The organism is Sporolactobacillus shoreicorticis (genome assembly GCF_024125445.1).
GTDB lineage: Bacteria > Bacillota > Bacilli > Bacillales > Sporolactobacillaceae > Sporolactobacillus > Sporolactobacillus shoreicorticis.
This window is the reverse complement of record NZ_JAMXWM010000042.1, coordinates 1-18,068: the sequence shown is the minus strand read 5'-3', so window position 1 is coordinate 18,068 and position 18,068 is coordinate 1. Positions and strand designations below refer to the sequence as shown.

The following is an 18,068-nucleotide window of genomic DNA, read 5'->3' as shown; positions in this document are numbered from 1 at the left end:
CGGTTGGGGGAAAATCAAGCCGCTTAAAACGTTGATCGAAGTTCGGGATTTTAAGCGAAAGAAGCGAATTTTTAAAGGTCGGGTGCTCAAACCTACGCAAACGATGACAAGTGATGGGCTGTTCAGTATCGAGTATGCGTGTGAAGATCGGCTGGCTTACTTTAACGACTCGAATCAACGATTCGGCGAATACCATAACATCACCGTGCGTGATTTTCTTGGCGTGATGCTTGAGAATCACAATCGGCAGGTCGAGCCGTACAAGCAGTTTAAACTCGGTAACGTGACGGTGACAGATCCGAATGACAGCCTGTATCGGTATCTTGGCTACGATAAAACGTATGCGACGATTAAGGACAAGCTGCTGGATCGACTGGGCGGCTTTTTGGTCATCCGGGAAGAATCTGACGGAAATTATCTTGACTATCTGGTCGAAGTTGGTGAGAATTCAGAGACCGAGATCCGTTTACGATCGAATCTGAAAGACATGAAACGTGAAATCGATCCGCTGGACGTGATTACACGTCTAGTCCCGCTGGGTGCAAAAATTGAAAGTGACAATCCGGATGATACAGGAGCAAGCAAGGCGCGGATTACAATCGCCGATGTGAATGGCGGTAAGGATTACCTGGACGATCCGGACATGATCGCTGAGTTTGGCATTATCGTAGGCACGCTTGAGCTGGACGACGTGTCGGATAAAGCAACACTAAAGGCAAAAGGCCAGCAGTTTCTGGCGCAGCAGAAAGCAGCGAAGATCACGTATTCGATCACTCCGGTCGACGTAAGCCTGATTAATAGCGAATTTGACGAGCTGGAAGCTGGGAATCGCTATGCAGTAGTGAATCCTGTGTTTGGTATTAACGAACGCCTGCAGGTGATTGAGAAGGACAACGATCTCGTGAATCCGCTGAACATCTCGCTTACGATCGGGGATAAGTATCAGACACTGATCGAGTACCAGAGAGCCAGCCGGAAACAAGTTAAAAGTATTGTTCAGCTGGAACGGACGGTGGAAAGTCAGACACAGACGATCGGCACGCTAAAAACAGAGCTAGATTCTGTGGACGATATCGTGCAGTCCGTACAGCAAGCACTGACGGACGGAGATATACCCGGACTCAGGCAGGGCGTGGAAAACCTGCAGGCAGCGGTTGACGATCTAAACAATGCTATAGACAACCTACCAACTTATGGGCCCGCAACACCGATAACAGACGGGCTGATGAGCAGTTTGGACAAGACGAAGCTTGACGATCTACAAAGCTATGAGGAGGCAACGCCAGAGTTATCAGGGCTGATGTCTGCCGTCGATAAAGCGAAGCTGGATGACTTGCAAAGCTATGAGGAAGCGACGTCAGAAACTGCAGGTCTGATGCCAGCGACGGATAAGGCGAAGCTTGATTTAATCACAGTACTGCAAGAAATTGACTTGAACGATTTAGTGAGCCGCGTTGAAGCGCTGGAAGGAGGTACAGGCTGATGGCGAATATTAAAGATTTTTTGAACAAAATCAGAACTGCGGTGTATGGCCGTGAAGTACGGGGAAGCTTGGCTGACGGTCTGGAAGCTGTGAATAAGGAAGCGGAAGCAGCGACAACCCGGACGGAACAAACCGAACAAAGACAAGCCACGCTTGAAAAAAAATTTAATAATGAGCTTGCGAACATGACGCTTGACGATCCATCTTCTGCCGAAATCGTTGCCGCGCGAACCAATACGGCGACAGGCGAAAGTCATAGCACGATCGGAGAACGTATCGATGCCGATTACAGCTTGATTGCCGCGCAGCTTGCCCCCATCGACGCGGGCACATTTGGCGCAACCCGAGACACTGAAGTGATCGACTGCGGAACATTTGCGGATCGAGTCGTTGAGGACAGGAAAAATCTAATTGATGGAGGTGTATGGTCGTGAGTTACAGACCGATACAGCATTACAGGGGAAACGAAGCAGACTTACCGCAGCTGATGGCGGGAGAAATTGCAGTTGTTACGGACACGAAAAAGCTGTTTTTTGGTGCTGGTGGTAATCAGGAAGTGGCACGAGTGGGGGATGCTCCAACGATGACAACGGCAACTATTGACTATTATGTTGCTCTGGACGGAAGCGACGAAACGGGGGATGGAACAGAATCTAGGCCATTCAAGACCATTCAGCATAGTTTTGATACAATTCCAGACTTTATCCAGAATAGAATAAGAGTCATATTATCAGAAGGAACTTACCTTGAAGTCGCAGTTTTAAGAAATAAATTTGGTGGAGCTATTGTTTTAGATTCTCCCGATGATGTATTAATAAAAGGGGGCTTATTAATATCAAAATGCATGTCAGCAGTCCAAATATCCCATGTGTCTAGTGCTAGAACAGATTCCGCTAGCGGAATCATCGACTATGGTGCCATTAAGTCGGAAGGTTCTTTAAATGTTTCTTTCGATTCCATAAAAATCGACGGTACAGGTATAAGTAATCAAGCAGGTTTAAACATTGTTACCTCTCGTGCATCAATAATAAATAGTCAAATAAGCAATACCGATAGAGCACTATCATGTGGAATCAATTCTTCGGTGTACAGCGGAAACAACACAGGAACGGGAAATAAACTTGGGTTATGGGCTGAAAGGAACACGACAATTGGAAAAATCGGTACTCAGCCTGCGGGAACTACAGCAGAATATGCGGATGGGAGCAGTGAAATAAGATGAAAACTCTTACTTTTATGGACGAGCAATATCAAGCTGAAAAAATTATAAAAACAGACAGTGAGGTTATTGGATTAAATGGCTCTACTGTCGTTTTCGCCTTTCACGGTATTACTGATTTTTCAAAGTTTACGCTCGCGGATGGGCAGGAATTTGACGCGGAGCCCGCGACCGCAGAACAGCAACAGATTGCACAAATTTTGCTTGAGCAGACGAAAATGAAGCAGGACATTGCAGCACTCAAGGGGGCATCGTCGTGATTAAAGATTGGGTAAAAGAATTTTATAACTTGAAACTCTATACCAATGACGACGTGAAAGAGTTTGTCAAGTCAGGGGACATTACGGCGGAGGACTACAAAACGATCACGGGGCAGGATTACGCAGCATAAGACCTTAAAAGGTCTTTTTATTTTGCATTTTTCGGGAGGCTTAACGATGAACAGGTACGAAACGATTTACCGATTAATCGCGGCGGCGATTGGGGCGGTAACGGGTTATTTATTTGGAGGGTGGACGCCGCTGATTCAAATTTTACTGACTTTCGTTGTGATCGATTATCTGAGTGGACTGCTGGCCGCAGCTTATACCGGAACATTATCCAGCAAAATAGGATTCAGGGGCATTGCCAAAAAGGTGATGCTCTTTTCTATTGTCGCGGTCGCGCATCTAGCGGATGCGGCAGTCGGATTCAGACATATCATCATGGACGCAACCGTATATTTTTATCTTGCAAATGAACTGCTGTCCATTTTAGAAAATGCCGGGCGGACAGGCTTACCCGTGCCGGAACAAATTAAAAATATGGTGTCAATATTAAAAGGAAAAGGGGATCAGAAATGACAGAGATTAAGGGCATTGATGTCGCTCGTTACCAGGGCGACATTGATTTTAACAAAGTTAAGGATGCAGGGTATCAATTTGTAATTGCCAAGGCAACCGAGGGCAGTGAGGCGGGTAGTCGGATCATCGATCCGTACTATGAAAAGCACGTAGCAGAGGCAAAAGTTGTTGGTCTTGCCGTGCATGCCTATCATTTTTTCCGCGGTGTGTCCGAATCAGATGCACGGGCAGAAGCAGATTGGCTGCTTAAAAATCTGACCGGAAATGAATCCTACTTATTTTGTGATGTGGAAGCGGCAAGCCTGAACAAAGATCCGGACAAGCTGACCGCATTTGTCAATGCATTCTTCGACCAGCTGGCAAAAGCAGGGCATACGAAACTCGGAATCTATTCCGGAAAATCATTCTTTGATAGCCGTCTGATTGAGTCCAAGCTGCGCCCAGGTCTCCTAATTTGGATTGCCCGCTATAACGATGTGCTTGGACGTGATGCCCACATTTGGCAGCATACATCCAGTGCGCGAGTGCCGGGTATCTCCGGCAACGTGGATGAGAATATTGCCTACACCGATACGATTGTCGACGGAAGTAAGCCTTCTGCCTCCAAGCCGGCGGCGGTTAAGGAAAAGCCAAAGAAACAGTCTTCCATATCTCTTCTGAAGCGCGGCAATCAAGGTTCTGCGGTGCTCACGATGCAGAAACAACTTTCTAGCGTTTATTTTTACCCGGATAAGGGCGCAAAAAATCATGGCTGTGATGGCATTTATGGACCGAAAACGGAAGATTCGGTACGACGTTTTCAGCTCACGCATGGACTGACCGCAGACGGCATTTACGGTCCAAAGACTGCGGCAGCACTATCGAAATCCAATGGGAAAAGGACAGTTAAGAAAGCAGTCAAAAAGCCATACATTGTCAAAAAAGGCGATTCGCTTTGGAAGATTGCTCAAGCGAAGAAAACGACAGTGAATAAGTTAAAAAGTATAAACAAGCTGCACTCGGATGTTATCTATCCGGGTCAAAAGCTCAAATACTGAAAGGATGATTATTATGCAGGATTTAGGCGTACAAGCATTAACTGCAGTATTATCTATATTGGTGGCAGGGGTCGGCGTTTTAATCTCAGCATTCGTGCCAAAGATTAAAGATGCAGTGGACAAACACCTCGGTACATCGCAGGCAGACATTGCAAACAAGGTAATTGATGGACTGGGTTCCATTGCTCAAACGGTCGTTGCTGACTTTAATCAGCGTGTGGTTGCGGATGCCAAATCTAAAGGAGTTTTCACGGCTGAACTCGCTGCAAGTGTTAAAGAGGATGCGGTTAAAGCTGTGATTGCTCAGGCACCGGAACTGATCGCTCTGGGGAAGTCTGCGATTGGTGACATTGAAGCACTGATTCCACAGTTGATTGAACAGGCTGTACTTAAAGCGAAATAACATAATGATTCACCGCCCGGGTGACCGGGTGTACATATTTTTAAACTTTTTTTGGAGATGAAACGTGAAATATGTAATAAAAGGCAAATTTATGATATATTCTGTTATAGGGATTAGAGGCGATAAGTTGTGATAAACGGGTGCGTATATTTAACGCTAGATGAATCTGGTAATTTGGGGCGACAAGGAAGATATTTTACGATTGCTTGTATAGAAGCAAATACTATTAAACCCTTAAATAACATAATAAAAAAATCCGTATTAAAAACTAAATTAACTTTTCCAAGATATGAAAGTAGAGAAGAAATCAAAGCCTCTGATTCAACTGCTATAATTAAGGATTATTTTCTTAGAAAAATAGCATCTAAGGAAATTAAAATTCATTATATCGTCTCTGACCTTACGCATGTTAATCAGAATTTGAAAGATGATGAGAACCTTCTCTATAATTTTATGCTCAAATTATTAATTGAACCGATTGCACGAAGAAATTTAGGAAAAAAAATAGTTATAAACTTGGACAAAAGAACAATTAAAGTCCAGTCTTCAAATTCATTTCAAGACTATATTAGGCTGTGTCTGATGTATGAAAAAGGTTTCGACATTGATATAGAAGTAAACTATTTAGAATCACAAAATAGCTATCCTATTCAAGCGGCTGATTTTGTAGCGAATGCAGTTAACACAAAATACGAATATGACTATTCAGCTTATTTTGATATTCTTAGGTCAAAATTGATTACAAAAAATCAGTTTCCATATAGAACATTTGGCGTTTAATAAAACAGAGCGAATATTCAATCTGTTTACAATTAGGATAAGTGTGGTATTATATGATTGTGTAAAGAAAAGTAAAGAAAGTTATCTATAAATTGCAATTAACTTGATTATGTTTATTCGGCGCAAGTAAACCCGCTAAATACGTGTGAAAACATCTGCACATAAACTGCCTAATGTGGTAGTCGTATTAGTGGTTTTGCGCCTTTAAAATTGTATAATAACTAATAATTTTTCATATAATGTTTTTAAAGGATGGATTAAGCCCTAACTTATCGTGTGCATTTATTATGTACATAAGCAGACTGTGTGTCTGCCGATTGTTGGGCATCCATCCTTTTGTTCTTTAAAATAGAATTTTTTTACGCTATAGATCCGAACTTTTTCCAGAGATCATGTCTTTTCTTCGATGCGAGTAATTTCTGCTTGATTTCCGGATCGTGGCAGATGTAGACGGAGTCGGTAAACCAATCTTCGTCATCCGGAAAGCTAAATGATGCTCAATGATTTTTAATTTCATAGTAAATTATGGAATTTAATATGAAACATAGTTATGTTTCCCTATAAGCTATTAAACTCCCGTGTGATAATTTATCTTTGCAATGATTTACCGCGCTAATGTGCGTTAATATGCGTGATACCGCATAAAAAAATACGGGATCACGCATGAAATGTGCGGATTAATATGGCATAAGCTATGGTAATATTTTCATATAAATTATAAGGAGTGATTATATGAGATGCATAAGTTCGATGAAGTTTAAAAAATTTATTGTTTTGGTCTTAACATTAGCTATAACGCTTACTCCACTTTCGCTATTTGCAGATAGTGCCCATGCGGAAACACTAAAAAAAGATTCTTTAAACGTTAATGTTCCAGAATCTTTTGCCCCCTATTCGAATAAAGACAACATTGCTGATAATTTAAATGAAAATGTGATAACTCCATTTAAAATGACGCCAGGTCCAGGGGGTGGTGGAATAAGTTGGAAATATTGGGGGTCACTTAAGTATTCAAAAAAATTTATCGCGGTTACGAAATCAGCGATAAGTGCGGCCATATTGGAAATTGTCCCCTGGACAAAGGTAAGGGCTATCGGTGCTATTGTCGCAACATACTATGCTGCATATGCTCCTAATGAATATGTCACAGAAAAAATATATAGAAAATGGTCCAATGGAGTACCGATAAAAGAAAAAACAGTATACTATTTCTATACAAACAGGGCGAGGACACATCTTGCAGGTAAAGTGAGCCGCACCTATAGTAAATAGTGAGGTGAAGAGGCATTGGCGAATAATAAGGTATTTATCTTCATTAAAGTTATTCTTGTTATTATTCTATTCACGTACATTTTTATTAATCCTGATGGAGGAAATGGATATTATCTCCCCGCTTTAATAGGGTACGTGGTTATCTCCTTCGTGTTAGATTATTTAAAAAGTAAATTTTCGAAATGATATTAAGAAGTAAGTTTATTGGCGCACTCACGTATTCGCAGTGCATAAAAATACCCATCCACCCCACATGGACGGGTATTTTCTGTTCTTAAGATAAAAATCCTACGTAAAGTGTAGAATGAACTGAAGGCAAAGAGGGTGAAGCCATCATATATTATGGTAATATCTTTTCCGCAATAAACATCAATTAATATTTGAACTTTCTCCGATCTTTGCATCCATAATATCGTCAAAAGCATATCGTTCTTTTAATCCATAAGCATCGTAAACAACCAGCCGTTTATTCAGCGGATCTAGTTGTTGCGGATAGCGAATAGCCTGTTTTATAAAACTGTTTTTATTGAAAGATAACTCAACAGGCGCGCGATCCTTTTTATTTAGGTTAAAATAATGTACCCCCTTTTAACAAATTTAAAGGGGGTACATACAGAATAATATTCTGTTTATTGTGCAAGACTTAAAAATAGCTTTGTTAATTCTTCTGATTCTTAGCTTCGAAATGCTTTACATAGTTCGCGATTTCTTGTTTATCTTTCGCAGTAAGTAAATTGCTATAGTTAGCGAGAAGAAAGTCTCTATATTGTTGACTAGTTTGGATAGATTGTACATCATCTGTGCTAGTGAGAACTGAGGAAGATGATGTACTTTTTATACCAAGTTTATATGTGTTCCATAACATGATTCCGTACTTAATCTGGCCTTGATCGCTTGGATCATCAAAATATGACTTGTACCAGCCTACATAAGACGTTCCGCTGTATATTTGGTACGCGCCGGCGACTGATATTAATATTGTTGCGTTAAAACCTGCTGCTCTACCAACATAACCATAATGAGTGTTTCCTAATTGTTCACCAGTTTTTGGCTGCCCTCTAAACTTGTAAGTAGCCTTTGATCCAAATTTATGTTTATAGTCCCAAGGTCCGTTGCTTTTGACTTTGCTTGCAAATACTGAACCTGTGTCAAATCCATTATTCATACTTGAAAAATATGCCATGTATACAGCATTTGAAATCATTGTTTTACTAAAGCTATTTGTTAAGTCCTTTAACGGACCACCGTCGTTTGGACCCCCTAGAACTGACATTTCATTTTCTGTTAAACTGTTATTGGAAGTAGCTGTTTTCGATTGGGCATGAGTTAAGTTTGGGAGGAGGCTAAACGTTAGAATCACAGATAAAAAAAGAGATAGATAGGTTAAAGCTACCTTGTGTGTTTTTTTAGTCAAGTATTGTTCACTCCTTATTATTTGGTATAATTAAACACTACCATAACTTACCAGTGATTAAAGTTTAATTATTGTAAATATATCTTTATATAACATGAGGTGAATAATAAATAATGAAGAAAAAAGAGAACGAGTGGATGTCTGCTCAAGACATAAAACTGATTAAGAAAACAAAGAGAACTGTTGCACTTGTTGTGATTTTATTATTAGTCCTGGGCATAGGGGCTTTATCTTTTGGAGTATATCATTTCTTCTATTCTATGAGTGCATTGCCTCATGGGAAGTTGATTAAAACGGCTAATTCCCCCAACAATTCTAATGTGCTTAATATTTATTTGACTAATGGAGGAGCTACCACGGATTATGCTGTACGAGGAGAAATAAAAAATCTAGAAAATAAAAAGAAATGGAACATTTATTGGGATAAAGGAGAAAACGTAAATATAGATTGGATAAATAACGATATAGTCGATGTAAATGGTCATAAGCTGAACATATACCATGATAAATATGATTTTAGGCGAAAATAATTGAGTTGATAACGTTTAGCATTGGCAAATTTTGAAAGCAAAGGACGACAACTCCAAGAACGGAGACATCGGATAGTTAACTTTTAATTGCATTACAAAAATGAGATGAATGCAAAATACCCGTCCATGTGGAGTGGACGGGTATTTCTTTATGTTAAGCCCTATTACTGATCCCCTCGAAAACATTATCTTAAATGTTGCCAGATTGTGCAAAACACAGTTTTGGCAAAAAGAACGGTTACATGCGATTAAAACCATCAGTTTTTGCGCACTGCGAGAGGTTAACGGGTAAGATTTTTATTACTTTATACTTTTTCTTGTTAAATTTGGACGACACTTTCTAGGCTTTAAGCTCCTTGTTTTGTCTTTCAAGGTATTCGATCTCGTGATCGACGGCCCAATAGATAGAACTTGCTGGCAGATCGTTGTGATGATCAGTTTCGTATTTTCTCAATGCATTCAGTTTACGGTTGTTTTCTTCAATCATCGCTTTAGATGCATTCCAATTGACCATATATTTGTCCACCTTTTTTGCATCGAATTTGCATTTGGTGTTTTTGAAAGTTGGACAAACGCTTGATATACCAATGGCTGAAAGGCGATTGGTTCGATTCCTGCCAGGGCCATATAACAAAATGTTTTTATATTAAGGATTTCAATCATTTGACTGAGCTCTCTTTTTTAAAAATAATTGATCGTTATTATTTAAGAAACCCAATGAGAAAAGAGCACTCCCTAAATTGCAGTGCTCTTTTTCTCTATAGTTAATTCAAATCGATACGTAAACCAACTCGGAATGCCGGGCGTGAATGAAGATACCGGCCGCGCCAAAGTTGTTTAAGAACGCTTGGTGAAATGAACGATACGCGTTTGGTGTTAACGATAATACATAACCGGCAGTTTTCTTTGATGAGCCGTTTTTGGATGGGGTGCCGGGAACGTGATGCAGGGTATTGCCGGCTCCTACTTTGACATTAAGAGGAACAGAGGTCAAGTCCAGATCAATGGGATAACCGTTTTTTAGAGTGATTAAAATATGCCGATTAACGCCAAATGAATAATGATCGACAGCTTGCTGTGTGGCGATGCTCGTATAGCCTTTATACGTTCGCAGTTCTCCGTAAACAGTTAAGCTTGCAATGACGAGAGCAGCCGCCACTAATATTGCGATACCGATACGCTTGCTAAAAAATGTTCTTTTCATGGTCAATGAATGCCTCACTCTAATTGATTTCATTGCCACAAACATTATCACAATAACGACAAAAAATCTACACAAAATGTACACAATTTTATTGATGATTCTTATAAATTTTTTTCATGAGCCATTATGCGAAATGCATTTAAATTTTATTTTAAAGTCTGAATATTTTTAAGTACATGCTCTGCTTGAGCAATTTGATCTTTGAGATAATCAGGAGCTTGAGGATGACTCAGAACCTCTTCAGTGGTCAACTAATAAAACTCGGCAACCTCATCGGCGCTGACGGCGCGCGGTGTGCCAAATTTTGGTCTGCACAGAAAAATTGCTTCGAGCGCCCATTGACCATCAGGTGATTGAAATGAAGTACTTTTTACGTACTTTGGATCGCTTACTTCAATAGCGATTTCTTATTTTATTTCGCGGCGCAGTGCATACTCCAAAACATCATTTGGATGATCGTCAAGATCTACTTTTCCGCCAACAAGTGAAAGTCTCCCTGCAGCATGCTTTTCTTTTTCACTACGTTTAATAATCAGCCAATGTCCGTCTTGATAAATGGCGGCCTCAACGATGACGATAAACATCGAATTCCTCCGATCTTATTTTTTCTTTAATTATAAGTCTTTGTCGCTTTTCTTGAATGTCTCGATTAAGTTTGTTACAGTCAAAAGTAATTTATTAGTTGGCACGGGCTGGGGGATGAAGATGGCTGATCGCACATTTTTTGTTTCTTTATCGGTACAAGAAGCAGCGGCTTTGATTAAAAAAAAGCAGGAGGACGCCGATCAAGTGTTTGAATCGCATTCGCATGCGGCCGGTGTTGAACAATGGATTCTTGTTTACCAGAAATACTTTTTTCGTAACAGTAGCTACGCCGCATTGACTGCGATTATTGACAATTTTTCAGGAAAGACAAAGGTGGCGGCGGTTGCCACTGGCGGTTCCGCTTCGTTGCTTACCTCCTGGGATTGGGGCGCGGCAGATAGCTGGTTAAAGGAATTTTCTGATCGTTTCACGAAATATACGATTAAATAAATGGACGTGTAACGTTTGAAGTCGTTTTTTCGTTTGTATAGATAAAGGGGCAAAGGAGGAGGCAGTCGATGAACAGCCAATTGGAAAATCAAGCGCGTGATGATGCGTTTGCACGGCGTATTCGCCCGCATATGGCCATGATGCGCCGGCAGTGCGTGAGACTTGCGGGAAATGCGTGGGACGGCGAGGATCTTTTTCAGCGCGCGATGTTGAAATGTTTCAAAGCATGGCAGAAACGTGTGACTCGGACGTTCACAAAGGCATATCTCTATCGCATCATTTCAAACACATGGATTGACGAGCATCGGAAAGTACGTGTGACGGAACATGCTCAAGAATCCTTTGATGAGATCGCCGCTTGCAGTGAAGGAAAGAAAACGAGTGAACAATTTATTTCAGCGATGAAAATCGTGCTTGAAAGGTTAAATGCCAAGCAAAGACTGGTATACTTAATGCAGGCGGGTTGGGGACTGACTGCGCCCGAGATCGCCAAACGATTGGGAGAAACCGAAGGCAATGTGCGTGTGATTTATCATCGGGCGAAAAGGCGTGTTGCATCCGATCAGCCGGGCGCGGACACGCTTCCGGATGAAAGGCGTTTGGCGCGTTACATCAATGCTTTTCAAAGCGGCGATCCTGATCGGCTGCTTGCCCTTTACCGGGAGGAGGCGCACCGGCATCATGTGCGTGAATCTGGTTTCGGCGACTCCGGATTTATCTGCCGAATGGCTGCTTAAACTAGTTGTTTGAATTGAATTACAGGGAGGAATTTACTGTGTCATCATTTTTTATTCCATATGTCATTGAACAATCCAGCCGTGGGGAACGTTCCTACGATATTTACTCACGTTTGCTGAAGGATCGCGTTATTTTTCTTGGTTCGGAAATCAACGATGAGGTTGCAAATAGTATTGTGGCACAGTTGCTTTTCTTAGCTTCAGAGGATTCAGAAAAGGATATCTCGATCTATGTAAACAGTCCGGGTGGCTCTGTATCTGCTGGCTTCGCGATTCTGGATACGATGAATTTTATTAAGCCGGACATTCAGACGATTTGTGTCGGTATGGCTGCATCGATGGCTTCAATCATCTTGACATCGGGAACAAAGGGCAAACGCCTTTCGCTTCCAAACGGCGAAGTGATGATTCATCAGCCGCTAGGAGGCGCGCAAGGTCAGGCAAGTGATATCGAAATCAGTGCGCGGCACATTTTGAAAACGAAAGAAAAGCTGAATAGGATCCTTTCGGAGACATCGAACCGCAGCTATGAACAGATTCTGAAGGATACGGATCGGGACAACTTTCTAACTGCCGAACAGGCGAAGGAGTATGGTTTTGTCGATAAAATCATTGAAAAATTGTAAGCAAATGATTCAGCCCGGCGCAATGGAGCGTTGGGTTTTTAAACAGGTAAAGAAAGTTTATCGTTTTGCCTTGCTGGTACGACGAACAACGTCATAAGATTTGGTTGGACGATCTGGCAAGCGCCAAATCTCAGAAATAGACGGAAAAATTCCGGTTAAATTAGATTAGAAGATGAATGGAAAAATTACTTAAATAGATGGAGAAATTCCGCTTATTCCCCTCGTTAAGGACCAAAATAATTTATGAAATAGAAATGTCTGTTCAAGACAAGGTTGATGATTCAAAAATGCCTTTGGCGTAAAGGAACGTTCGCTAATTACGCATACGTCCTGCACGCAACGCGAAAGCCATTACATCCTGTGAAAGTAAGGACCGGGCGCTTTTTGCCCGGTTTTTATTATTTTCTGTCTTATTCTTATGCATGATGCCGATCTCAAGTACCCTAAACATAGGGGAAGCGCGACATGAAAAGGTTTTTTTCACTGTTTTAGGTTATTTGATGATCTTCGCTGTTATTGGCGGAGCGGGCTATCATTTTTATCAGAAACAGCAGCATAATGAATTACATCAGCAGACGGCAGAGAAAATGATTGAAAAAATCAACCGGGCGGATCTTAACGACAAGAAAAATCCGTTTGGCGAGAACAAGAAGATCAATGATCTAACCGATGACGACATGCAGTTGTTCATTCATGAAATGACGCATCAAAAGGTGAAGGCTGATCAAAAATGGGGCTTTATTTTGATGACGCAAAATCGCATTGACTGGCTGTATCGTGCGCTGAAGAAGAATACATTCACCTATGAAAAGACGTACCACACCATTTTAAACTGCTGGGAAAACGGTGATTTTTCCAAGGCAGTTCAAGATCAAAATGCAATATGGAAGATTCAAGGCGGGACAATCGGCAAAGCGACAGGATTATTAGCTGCATCAGAAGAAAGACAGTACATAGAAGCGCAAAACAAAAAATAATTCGCTAATGAATAGAAAAAGTAATGCCGCACATAATAAAACCACCTTTTGAAAAGGAGGTTTTGACCTTGGTGGATAAGCCGGGAACACGATACAGTGTGCAGAAAGAAGCGGAATTATGGCCGGCGGCGGATCCTTCGCACGTATCGAAGCGTACGGATGGGAGCATAAATACCCGTCCCGGGCAGCGGATGTTTTCTGCACATGACCAGCAGCGGAATAACGATCATACGGAGGGATGACAGGTGAAAGAGCCGGGCAGAACCGATGAAATGATCAAGCGCTTCGGCATGTCACATGCCAAGCATTCGCCCAATCAAGTGAACGGCGAAACGCAGCAGACACAATCAGGAAAAATTCTTGAAGTCAATGCAAGGCGTCACCAAAAGTAAAACCGGATCAAAAGGTAAGGAAGGCGGTTCTCCAAAAGGAAACCGCCTTTTCCTTATTTTGATTTTTCGAATTTTCTTTGTATAATGGATGTAAGCCTTTTAAAAAGGTTAATAAAAGCATAAAGATAAGTAGTGGACAACGGAAACTTTTGCAGAAATGCAGACGTATGTATATTACAAGCTTTAAGGAGGATGACAGTTTATGGTTGAATTTGCATCACATGCGGTTCGCAAACCGTACTCAAAATTGTTCACAGCGTTTTTTTCCGGGTTGCTTGTGACGACAGTAGGCCTTTATTTGGGACAATATGTCTCTGACGCACTGCGTTTGCCGCTGTTTATCGTAGAAATTGCAATGATCTTTATGATGATGACTGTAAGAAAGCGCAAGGCGGTCGGCTACTCATTGATGTATGGGTTTATGTTTATCTCGGGCGTGACCTTGTATACGGCGATCGGACACTACGTAAACTTGCTCGGTGCGTCACTTGTGCTGCAGGCGTTCACGGTGACAACGGTATCGTTTGCCGCGATCGCCGTTTATGCCATGGTAAGCAAACGTGACTTCTCCTTTCTCGGCGGATTCTTATTCATTGGTTTAATTGCGCTGCTTGTTTTATCACTCTTCAGCGCTTTTATCCCTGTGTCTACGATGACGGCGCAGATTTATTCAGGACTTGGCATTCTGATTTTCGTCGGGTATACATTGTTTGACTTCAGCCGAATGACGGTGCATGGTTTTACGGATGAAGACATTCCAATGATTGTTGTGTCGATCTATCTCGACTTCATCAACTTGTTCCTGTATATCCTGCAATTTATCGGTATCGGATCGAAAAACTGAATGTGATGATATAAGAGACGCTGAGGCGTCTTTTTTTTGAAAAAAAATTCTACAGGAGCCATTTAATTCTTCCATGTGTTTGCCCGCATCAGGTATACTAGTCAAGATGGACAAAAATACATATGGAGGAGATAGACGTGGCAGGACGCATCGTTCAAACAAACGAAAAGCTTCCTTTGATTGAAAGTATTCCTTTAAGTTTTCAGCATTTATTTGCGATGTTCGGGTCTACAGTTCTCGTACCGCTTATTTTCAAGGTTGATCCGGCAACCATCTTACTCATGAATGGGGTCGGCACATTACTTTATTTGGCGATCTGCCGTGGAAAAATTCCGGCTTATTTGGGTTCGAGTTTCGCTTTTATTTCGCCAGTGCTCGCCGTAATCGGAACAAGCGGCTATCAAGCGGCGCTCGGCGGGTTTATTGCCGTCGGCCTGGTTTTCATTGTTGTTTCCTTTATTATTCATCTTATTGGTACAAAATGGATTGACGTTGTTTTTCCTCCCGTCACAATGGGTTCGATTGTTGCGCTCATCGGGCTGCAGCTGATTCCGACGGCTGCAACGAGTGCCGGTTTAATTGCTCCGGCGGGGGCTGTCAAATGGGCGATGGATCCGAAAACAGTGCTTGTGTCGCTGCTGACAATCCTGATCACCATTCTTGGCTGGGTGCTGTTCCGCGGATTCATGAAGATCATTCCGATTCTGATCGGCATTATTGCCGGGTATTTTATTGCTTGGGGTGCCGGTATTCTAGACTTTAAGCCGGTTGCGGAGGCCAGTTGGTTGTCTCTGCCACACTTCTACACACCGACGTGGGATATGGCCAGCATTTCAATTATTCTTCCTGCCGCACTGGTCGTCATTGCCGAACACATCGGACATTTAATTGTTACCGGTAATATTGTCGGCAAGGATCTGATTAAGGACCCGGGGCTTGATCGTTCGATGTTCGGTAACGGTATTTCCACGGTCATTTCCGGTTTTGTTGGTTCAACACCGAATACAACTTATGGTGAGAATATTGGTGTACTCGCGATTACGCGTGTGTATTCCACGTGGATCATCGGCGGCGCAGCGGTCATTGCTGTTATCCTTTCCTTTGTCGGCAAACTGTCGGCGCTGATCTCATCGATTCCTCCCGCAGTTATCGGCGGTATTTCGCTGATTCTTTACGGTGTGATTGCGTCAAACGGTTTCCGTATTTTTGTGGAGTCAAAGGTTGATTTCGCCAAAGCACAGAACATCATTCTGGCAACCGTGATTTTTGCGACCGGACTCAGCGGTGTGACGATTAATATCGGCAAGGTTCCTCTGAACGGCATGGGTCTTGCGACGATCGTCGGTGTGCTGCTCAGTCTGTTCTTCGCGCTGATCAATAAACTGCATCTTTCTAATGAAGAAGAATAATTGGTTTTGCAAGTTTTAATGGAGAGACACTCCCTTTGTAGGGGTGTCTCTTTTCCATTTGAATTATGCGGCTTCATTGGGTATACTGCTGATCAGACAGGAGGGTTGCCCATGTGTTCGGATGATGAACGGTTTATGGAACTGGCAATTAGCGAAGCCGGCAAGGCGGAGGCAATCGGCGAGGTACCGATCGGCGCTGTGATTATTCATAATGGCGAAGTGATTGCGCGATGCTATAACAAGCGCGAGACCCTGCAGGAGCCGACCGCGCATGCCGAACTGATGGCGATTGAAGAGGCAAGTCGAAAACTAGGTACATGGCGCCTATCCGAATGCACGCTGTATGTTACATTGGAGCCGTGTCCGATGTGCGCCGGCGCCATTGTCCTGTCGCGCATCGACCGTTTGGTCTATGGCGCGGCAGATCCCAAGGCCGGATGTGCCGGAACATTGATGAATCTTGTTCAAGAACCTCGTTTTAACCACAGTGCCGAAGTCACGGCCGGAGTGCTTGGGGATCGCTGCGGTCGGATGCTCACAGATTTCTTCCACAATTTGAGAGAGAATAAGAAAAAGGCGAACGATGGCCGAGACAATTTATGATATGCTTGCGTTCGTAACAGCGAGCTAAGGATTTTAAATAAGCGCGCCTTACAGGGGACACGAATGGAGCAAACACTTTATCAGGCTTAAAAATGTATCAATTGGACATTTCGGGAATCCATTGATCAATAATGTTAATTTGGCTATTATATAGAGGCGATGCAGTCGCAATCACGGGACATAACGGAACGGGTAAAGGTACGCTGCTCAATGTATTGATGGGGGTTTAAGAATCAGATGCAGGGCGTTATTGAACGTGATAAAGCGATAAAGATTAATTATATACCGGAAAAAATGCCGCAAATAGCTTTAAGAACCAGAGATTATTTAAGACACATAGGAAAAATTAAAAGAATTGAATCCTTCGTTTTAGAGAAGAAAATTGAAACGTTGTCAAAAGACCTTTTCATTGATGCCTTTCTTAACACTCCGGTGAAATACCTTTCAAAAGGATCTCAACAAAAAGTGAGTGTCATCCAATCATTTCTAAATGTTTCTGATTTGCTCGTTCTTGACGAACCCTTGTCAGGACAGGATAAGGATTCGCAGAAAAAATTTATCAGTATGGCAAAACACTACATAAATCATGGTGGTACGCTCATCATGTCCTGTCATGAGCATTATTTAATAAAAAGTTTAGCCAATAGAATATTGGTGATAAAAAATAATCAACTCGTACCGGCCCCGGTCCTACAAATCAAAGCTGCTCGCTATTTTCATACCAATAAGATTTTACCAGTCACCGTGTGGTTTTTGGGGCTAATCTTTACCTATTCAATGAAGCCTAATCGGATCATATTTTATATTACCTATATTATGGGCGGTCCTTTTATAGTCGAGTTTTTCATTGGTACGAATCTTTTCAGGGACTTGTTTGCCATCTTTCCGCTATACCATTGGGAATGATTAGTGGACTGTTCTTCCATAAAAGAATAATGCGAGATAGAAGGTCAAGCATCTTGTTAATGACCTTAGTTGTGATTTTATCTCTTTGTTCGGGATTCATGACATTTTTTAAATTCTTGGTCTTTATTGTTTCGCCAATCTGTCCAATGTTAAAAATTAGTGAGAATGGAGATTATTTCAATGGAAACGGCGTGTTTGCATTGTTAGTTATTTTCGTCGTTTGTTTTTCAGTAACTTACTCCTTGTATCTTTTTCTTCTTCAGAAGAAAAAGTTCTGATGCTGAGTAAGAGGCGGCGATTTATTTGCTTGGTTTTGATTTGAAAGGAACATAACTCTATTGGTGGGGTGAATCCT

26 protein-coding genes are annotated in these 18,068 nt (G+C 41.9%); 22 read left to right on the top strand and 4 right to left on the bottom strand.

Features of this window, described 5'->3' with window-relative positions; translation table 11 throughout:
• The 10 genes from NIE88_RS20815 to NIE88_RS20760 form a co-directional block, all read left to right on the top strand.
• The coding region (locus NIE88_RS20815; protein ID WP_253065334.1) for a phage tail spike protein at positions 1-1,483 on the top strand (1,483 nt) is incomplete at its 5' end.
• Positions 1,483-1,917, top strand: coding sequence for a hypothetical protein (locus NIE88_RS20810; RefSeq protein WP_253065332.1), 435 nt, complete (start codon positions 1,483-1,485; stop codon positions 1,915-1,917). The genes NIE88_RS20815 and NIE88_RS20810, both read left to right, overlap by 1 nt.
• Entirely contained in the window at positions 1,914-2,705 is a 792-nt protein-coding gene (locus NIE88_RS20805; protein WP_253065330.1) for a hyaluronate lyase N-terminal domain-containing protein, read from the top strand. Before NIE88_RS20810 ends, NIE88_RS20805 begins: the two co-directional genes overlap by 4 nt.
• Positions 2,702-2,962, top strand: coding sequence for a hypothetical protein (locus NIE88_RS20800; protein ID WP_253065328.1), 261 nt, complete (start codon positions 2,702-2,704; stop codon positions 2,960-2,962). The genes NIE88_RS20805 and NIE88_RS20800 overlap by 4 nt, the downstream gene beginning before the upstream one ends.
• On the top strand, positions 2,959-3,093 hold the full coding sequence (locus tag NIE88_RS20795; protein WP_253065326.1) for an XkdX family protein: 135 nt from the start codon (positions 2,959-2,961) through the stop codon (positions 3,091-3,093). The genes NIE88_RS20800 and NIE88_RS20795 overlap by 4 nt, the downstream gene beginning before the upstream one ends.
• A gap of 46 nt (positions 3,094-3,139) precedes the next feature.
• Complete coding sequence (locus NIE88_RS20790) at positions 3,140-3,544, top strand: phage holin family protein (protein ID WP_253065322.1); 405 nt, start codon at positions 3,140-3,142, stop codon at positions 3,542-3,544.
• Entirely contained in the window at positions 3,541-4,581 is a 1,041-nt protein-coding gene (locus NIE88_RS22515; RefSeq protein ID WP_290446627.1) for a GH25 family lysozyme, read from the top strand. Before NIE88_RS20790 ends, NIE88_RS22515 begins: the two co-directional genes overlap by 4 nt.
• Positions 4,582-4,594: 13 nt before the next feature.
• Positions 4,595-4,984, top strand: coding sequence for a hypothetical protein (locus NIE88_RS20770; RefSeq protein ID WP_253065320.1), 390 nt, complete (start codon positions 4,595-4,597; stop codon positions 4,982-4,984).
• Between the two features lie 129 nt (positions 4,985-5,113).
• A complete protein-coding gene (locus NIE88_RS20765; RefSeq protein WP_253065319.1) occupies positions 5,114-5,764 on the top strand; it encodes a DUF3800 domain-containing protein in 651 nt (216 codons plus the stop codon).
• A gap of 750 nt (positions 5,765-6,514) precedes the next feature.
• Entirely contained in the window at positions 6,515-7,036 is a 522-nt protein-coding gene (locus tag NIE88_RS20760) for a hypothetical protein (RefSeq protein ID WP_253065318.1), read from the top strand.
• Positions 7,037-7,694: 658 nt separating this feature from the next.
• Here the strand turns inward: NIE88_RS20760 and NIE88_RS20755 are convergent.
• Positions 7,695-8,450 (bottom strand): polymorphic toxin type 44 domain-containing protein, encoded by a 756-nt coding sequence (locus tag NIE88_RS20755; protein ID WP_253065317.1) that lies wholly within the window; start codon positions 8,448-8,450, stop codon positions 7,695-7,697.
• Between the two features lie 113 nt (positions 8,451-8,563).
• Here NIE88_RS20755 and NIE88_RS20750 point away from each other — a divergent pair, with 113 nt between their 5' ends.
• Positions 8,564-8,980 carry a DUF5412 family protein gene (locus NIE88_RS20750; RefSeq protein WP_253065315.1) on the top strand — a complete coding sequence of 139 codons (417 nt, stop codon included), beginning with the start codon at positions 8,564-8,566 and terminating at the stop codon, positions 8,978-8,980.
• Positions 8,981-9,320: 340 nt separating this feature from the next.
• On the opposite strand, the gene NIE88_RS20745 is transcribed toward NIE88_RS20750, so the two are convergent.
• The 3 genes from NIE88_RS20745 to NIE88_RS20735 all read right to left on the bottom strand — a co-directional run bounded on the left by NIE88_RS20745 (position 9,321) and on the right by NIE88_RS20735 (position 10,768).
• Positions 9,321-9,494 (bottom strand): hypothetical protein, encoded by a 174-nt coding sequence (locus tag NIE88_RS20745; protein WP_253065313.1) that lies wholly within the window; start codon positions 9,492-9,494, stop codon positions 9,321-9,323.
• Between the two features lie 255 nt (positions 9,495-9,749).
• A complete protein-coding gene (locus NIE88_RS20740) occupies positions 9,750-10,184 on the bottom strand; it encodes a hypothetical protein (protein ID WP_253065311.1) in 435 nt (144 codons plus the stop codon).
• Positions 10,185-10,591: 407 nt separating this feature from the next.
• Complete coding sequence (locus NIE88_RS20735) at positions 10,592-10,768, bottom strand: NUDIX hydrolase (RefSeq protein WP_253065309.1); 177 nt, start codon at positions 10,766-10,768, stop codon at positions 10,592-10,594.
• A gap of 121 nt (positions 10,769-10,889) precedes the next feature.
• Here NIE88_RS20735 and NIE88_RS20730 point away from each other — a divergent pair, with 121 nt between their 5' ends.
• The 11 genes from NIE88_RS20730 (at position 10,890) to NIE88_RS20685 (ending at position 17,713) form a co-directional block, all read left to right on the top strand.
• The gene (locus tag NIE88_RS20730; protein ID WP_253065305.1) at positions 10,890-11,219 is read left to right on the top strand and encodes a DUF6054 family protein; all 330 of its coding nucleotides are present in this window, start codon (positions 10,890-10,892) and stop codon (positions 11,217-11,219) included.
• Positions 11,220-11,287: 68 nt separating this feature from the next.
• Positions 11,288-11,956: an RNA polymerase sigma factor gene (locus NIE88_RS20725; RefSeq protein ID WP_253065304.1), complete on the top strand. Its 669-nt coding sequence runs from the start codon at positions 11,288-11,290 to the stop codon at positions 11,954-11,956.
• 38 nt (positions 11,957-11,994) lie between these two features.
• On the top strand, positions 11,995-12,582 hold the full coding sequence (gene clpP, locus NIE88_RS20720; RefSeq protein WP_309247061.1) for an ATP-dependent Clp endopeptidase proteolytic subunit ClpP: 588 nt from the start codon (positions 11,995-11,997) through the stop codon (positions 12,580-12,582).
• A 500-nt stretch (positions 12,583-13,082) separates the two neighbouring features.
• Positions 13,083-13,559, top strand: coding sequence for a DUF6241 domain-containing protein (locus NIE88_RS20715; protein WP_253065302.1), 477 nt, complete (start codon positions 13,083-13,085; stop codon positions 13,557-13,559).
• Between the two features lie 71 nt (positions 13,560-13,630).
• A complete protein-coding gene (sspK, locus tag NIE88_RS20710; RefSeq protein ID WP_309247062.1) occupies positions 13,631-13,801 on the top strand; it encodes a small acid-soluble spore protein K in 171 nt (56 codons plus the stop codon).
• Positions 13,802-13,804: 3 nt separating this feature from the next.
• Complete coding sequence (locus NIE88_RS20705; protein ID WP_253065293.1) at positions 13,805-13,951, top strand: YpzG family protein; 147 nt, start codon at positions 13,805-13,807, stop codon at positions 13,949-13,951.
• 202 nt (positions 13,952-14,153) lie between these two features.
• The gene (locus NIE88_RS20700; RefSeq protein WP_253065292.1) at positions 14,154-14,795 is read left to right on the top strand and encodes a Bax inhibitor-1/YccA family protein; all 642 of its coding nucleotides are present in this window, start codon (positions 14,154-14,156) and stop codon (positions 14,793-14,795) included.
• Between the two features lie 137 nt (positions 14,796-14,932).
• The gene (gene uraA / locus NIE88_RS20695) at positions 14,933-16,204 is read left to right on the top strand and encodes a uracil permease (RefSeq protein WP_373689469.1); all 1,272 of its coding nucleotides are present in this window, start codon (positions 14,933-14,935) and stop codon (positions 16,202-16,204) included.
• A 111-nt stretch (positions 16,205-16,315) separates the two neighbouring features.
• Positions 16,316-16,807 carry a tRNA adenosine(34) deaminase TadA gene (gene tadA / locus NIE88_RS20690; RefSeq protein WP_253065288.1) on the top strand — a complete coding sequence of 164 codons (492 nt, stop codon included), beginning with the start codon at positions 16,316-16,318 and terminating at the stop codon, positions 16,805-16,807.
• Positions 16,808-16,938: 131 nt separating this feature from the next.
• A complete protein-coding gene (locus NIE88_RS22910) occupies positions 16,939-17,037 on the top strand; it encodes an ATP-binding cassette domain-containing protein (RefSeq protein WP_373689468.1) in 99 nt (32 codons plus the stop codon).
• Between the two features lie 7 nt (positions 17,038-17,044).
• On the top strand, positions 17,045-17,713 hold the full coding sequence (locus tag NIE88_RS20685; protein WP_253065286.1) for an ATP-binding cassette domain-containing protein: 669 nt from the start codon (positions 17,045-17,047) through the stop codon (positions 17,711-17,713).
• Positions 17,714-18,068: the final 355 nt, after the last annotated feature.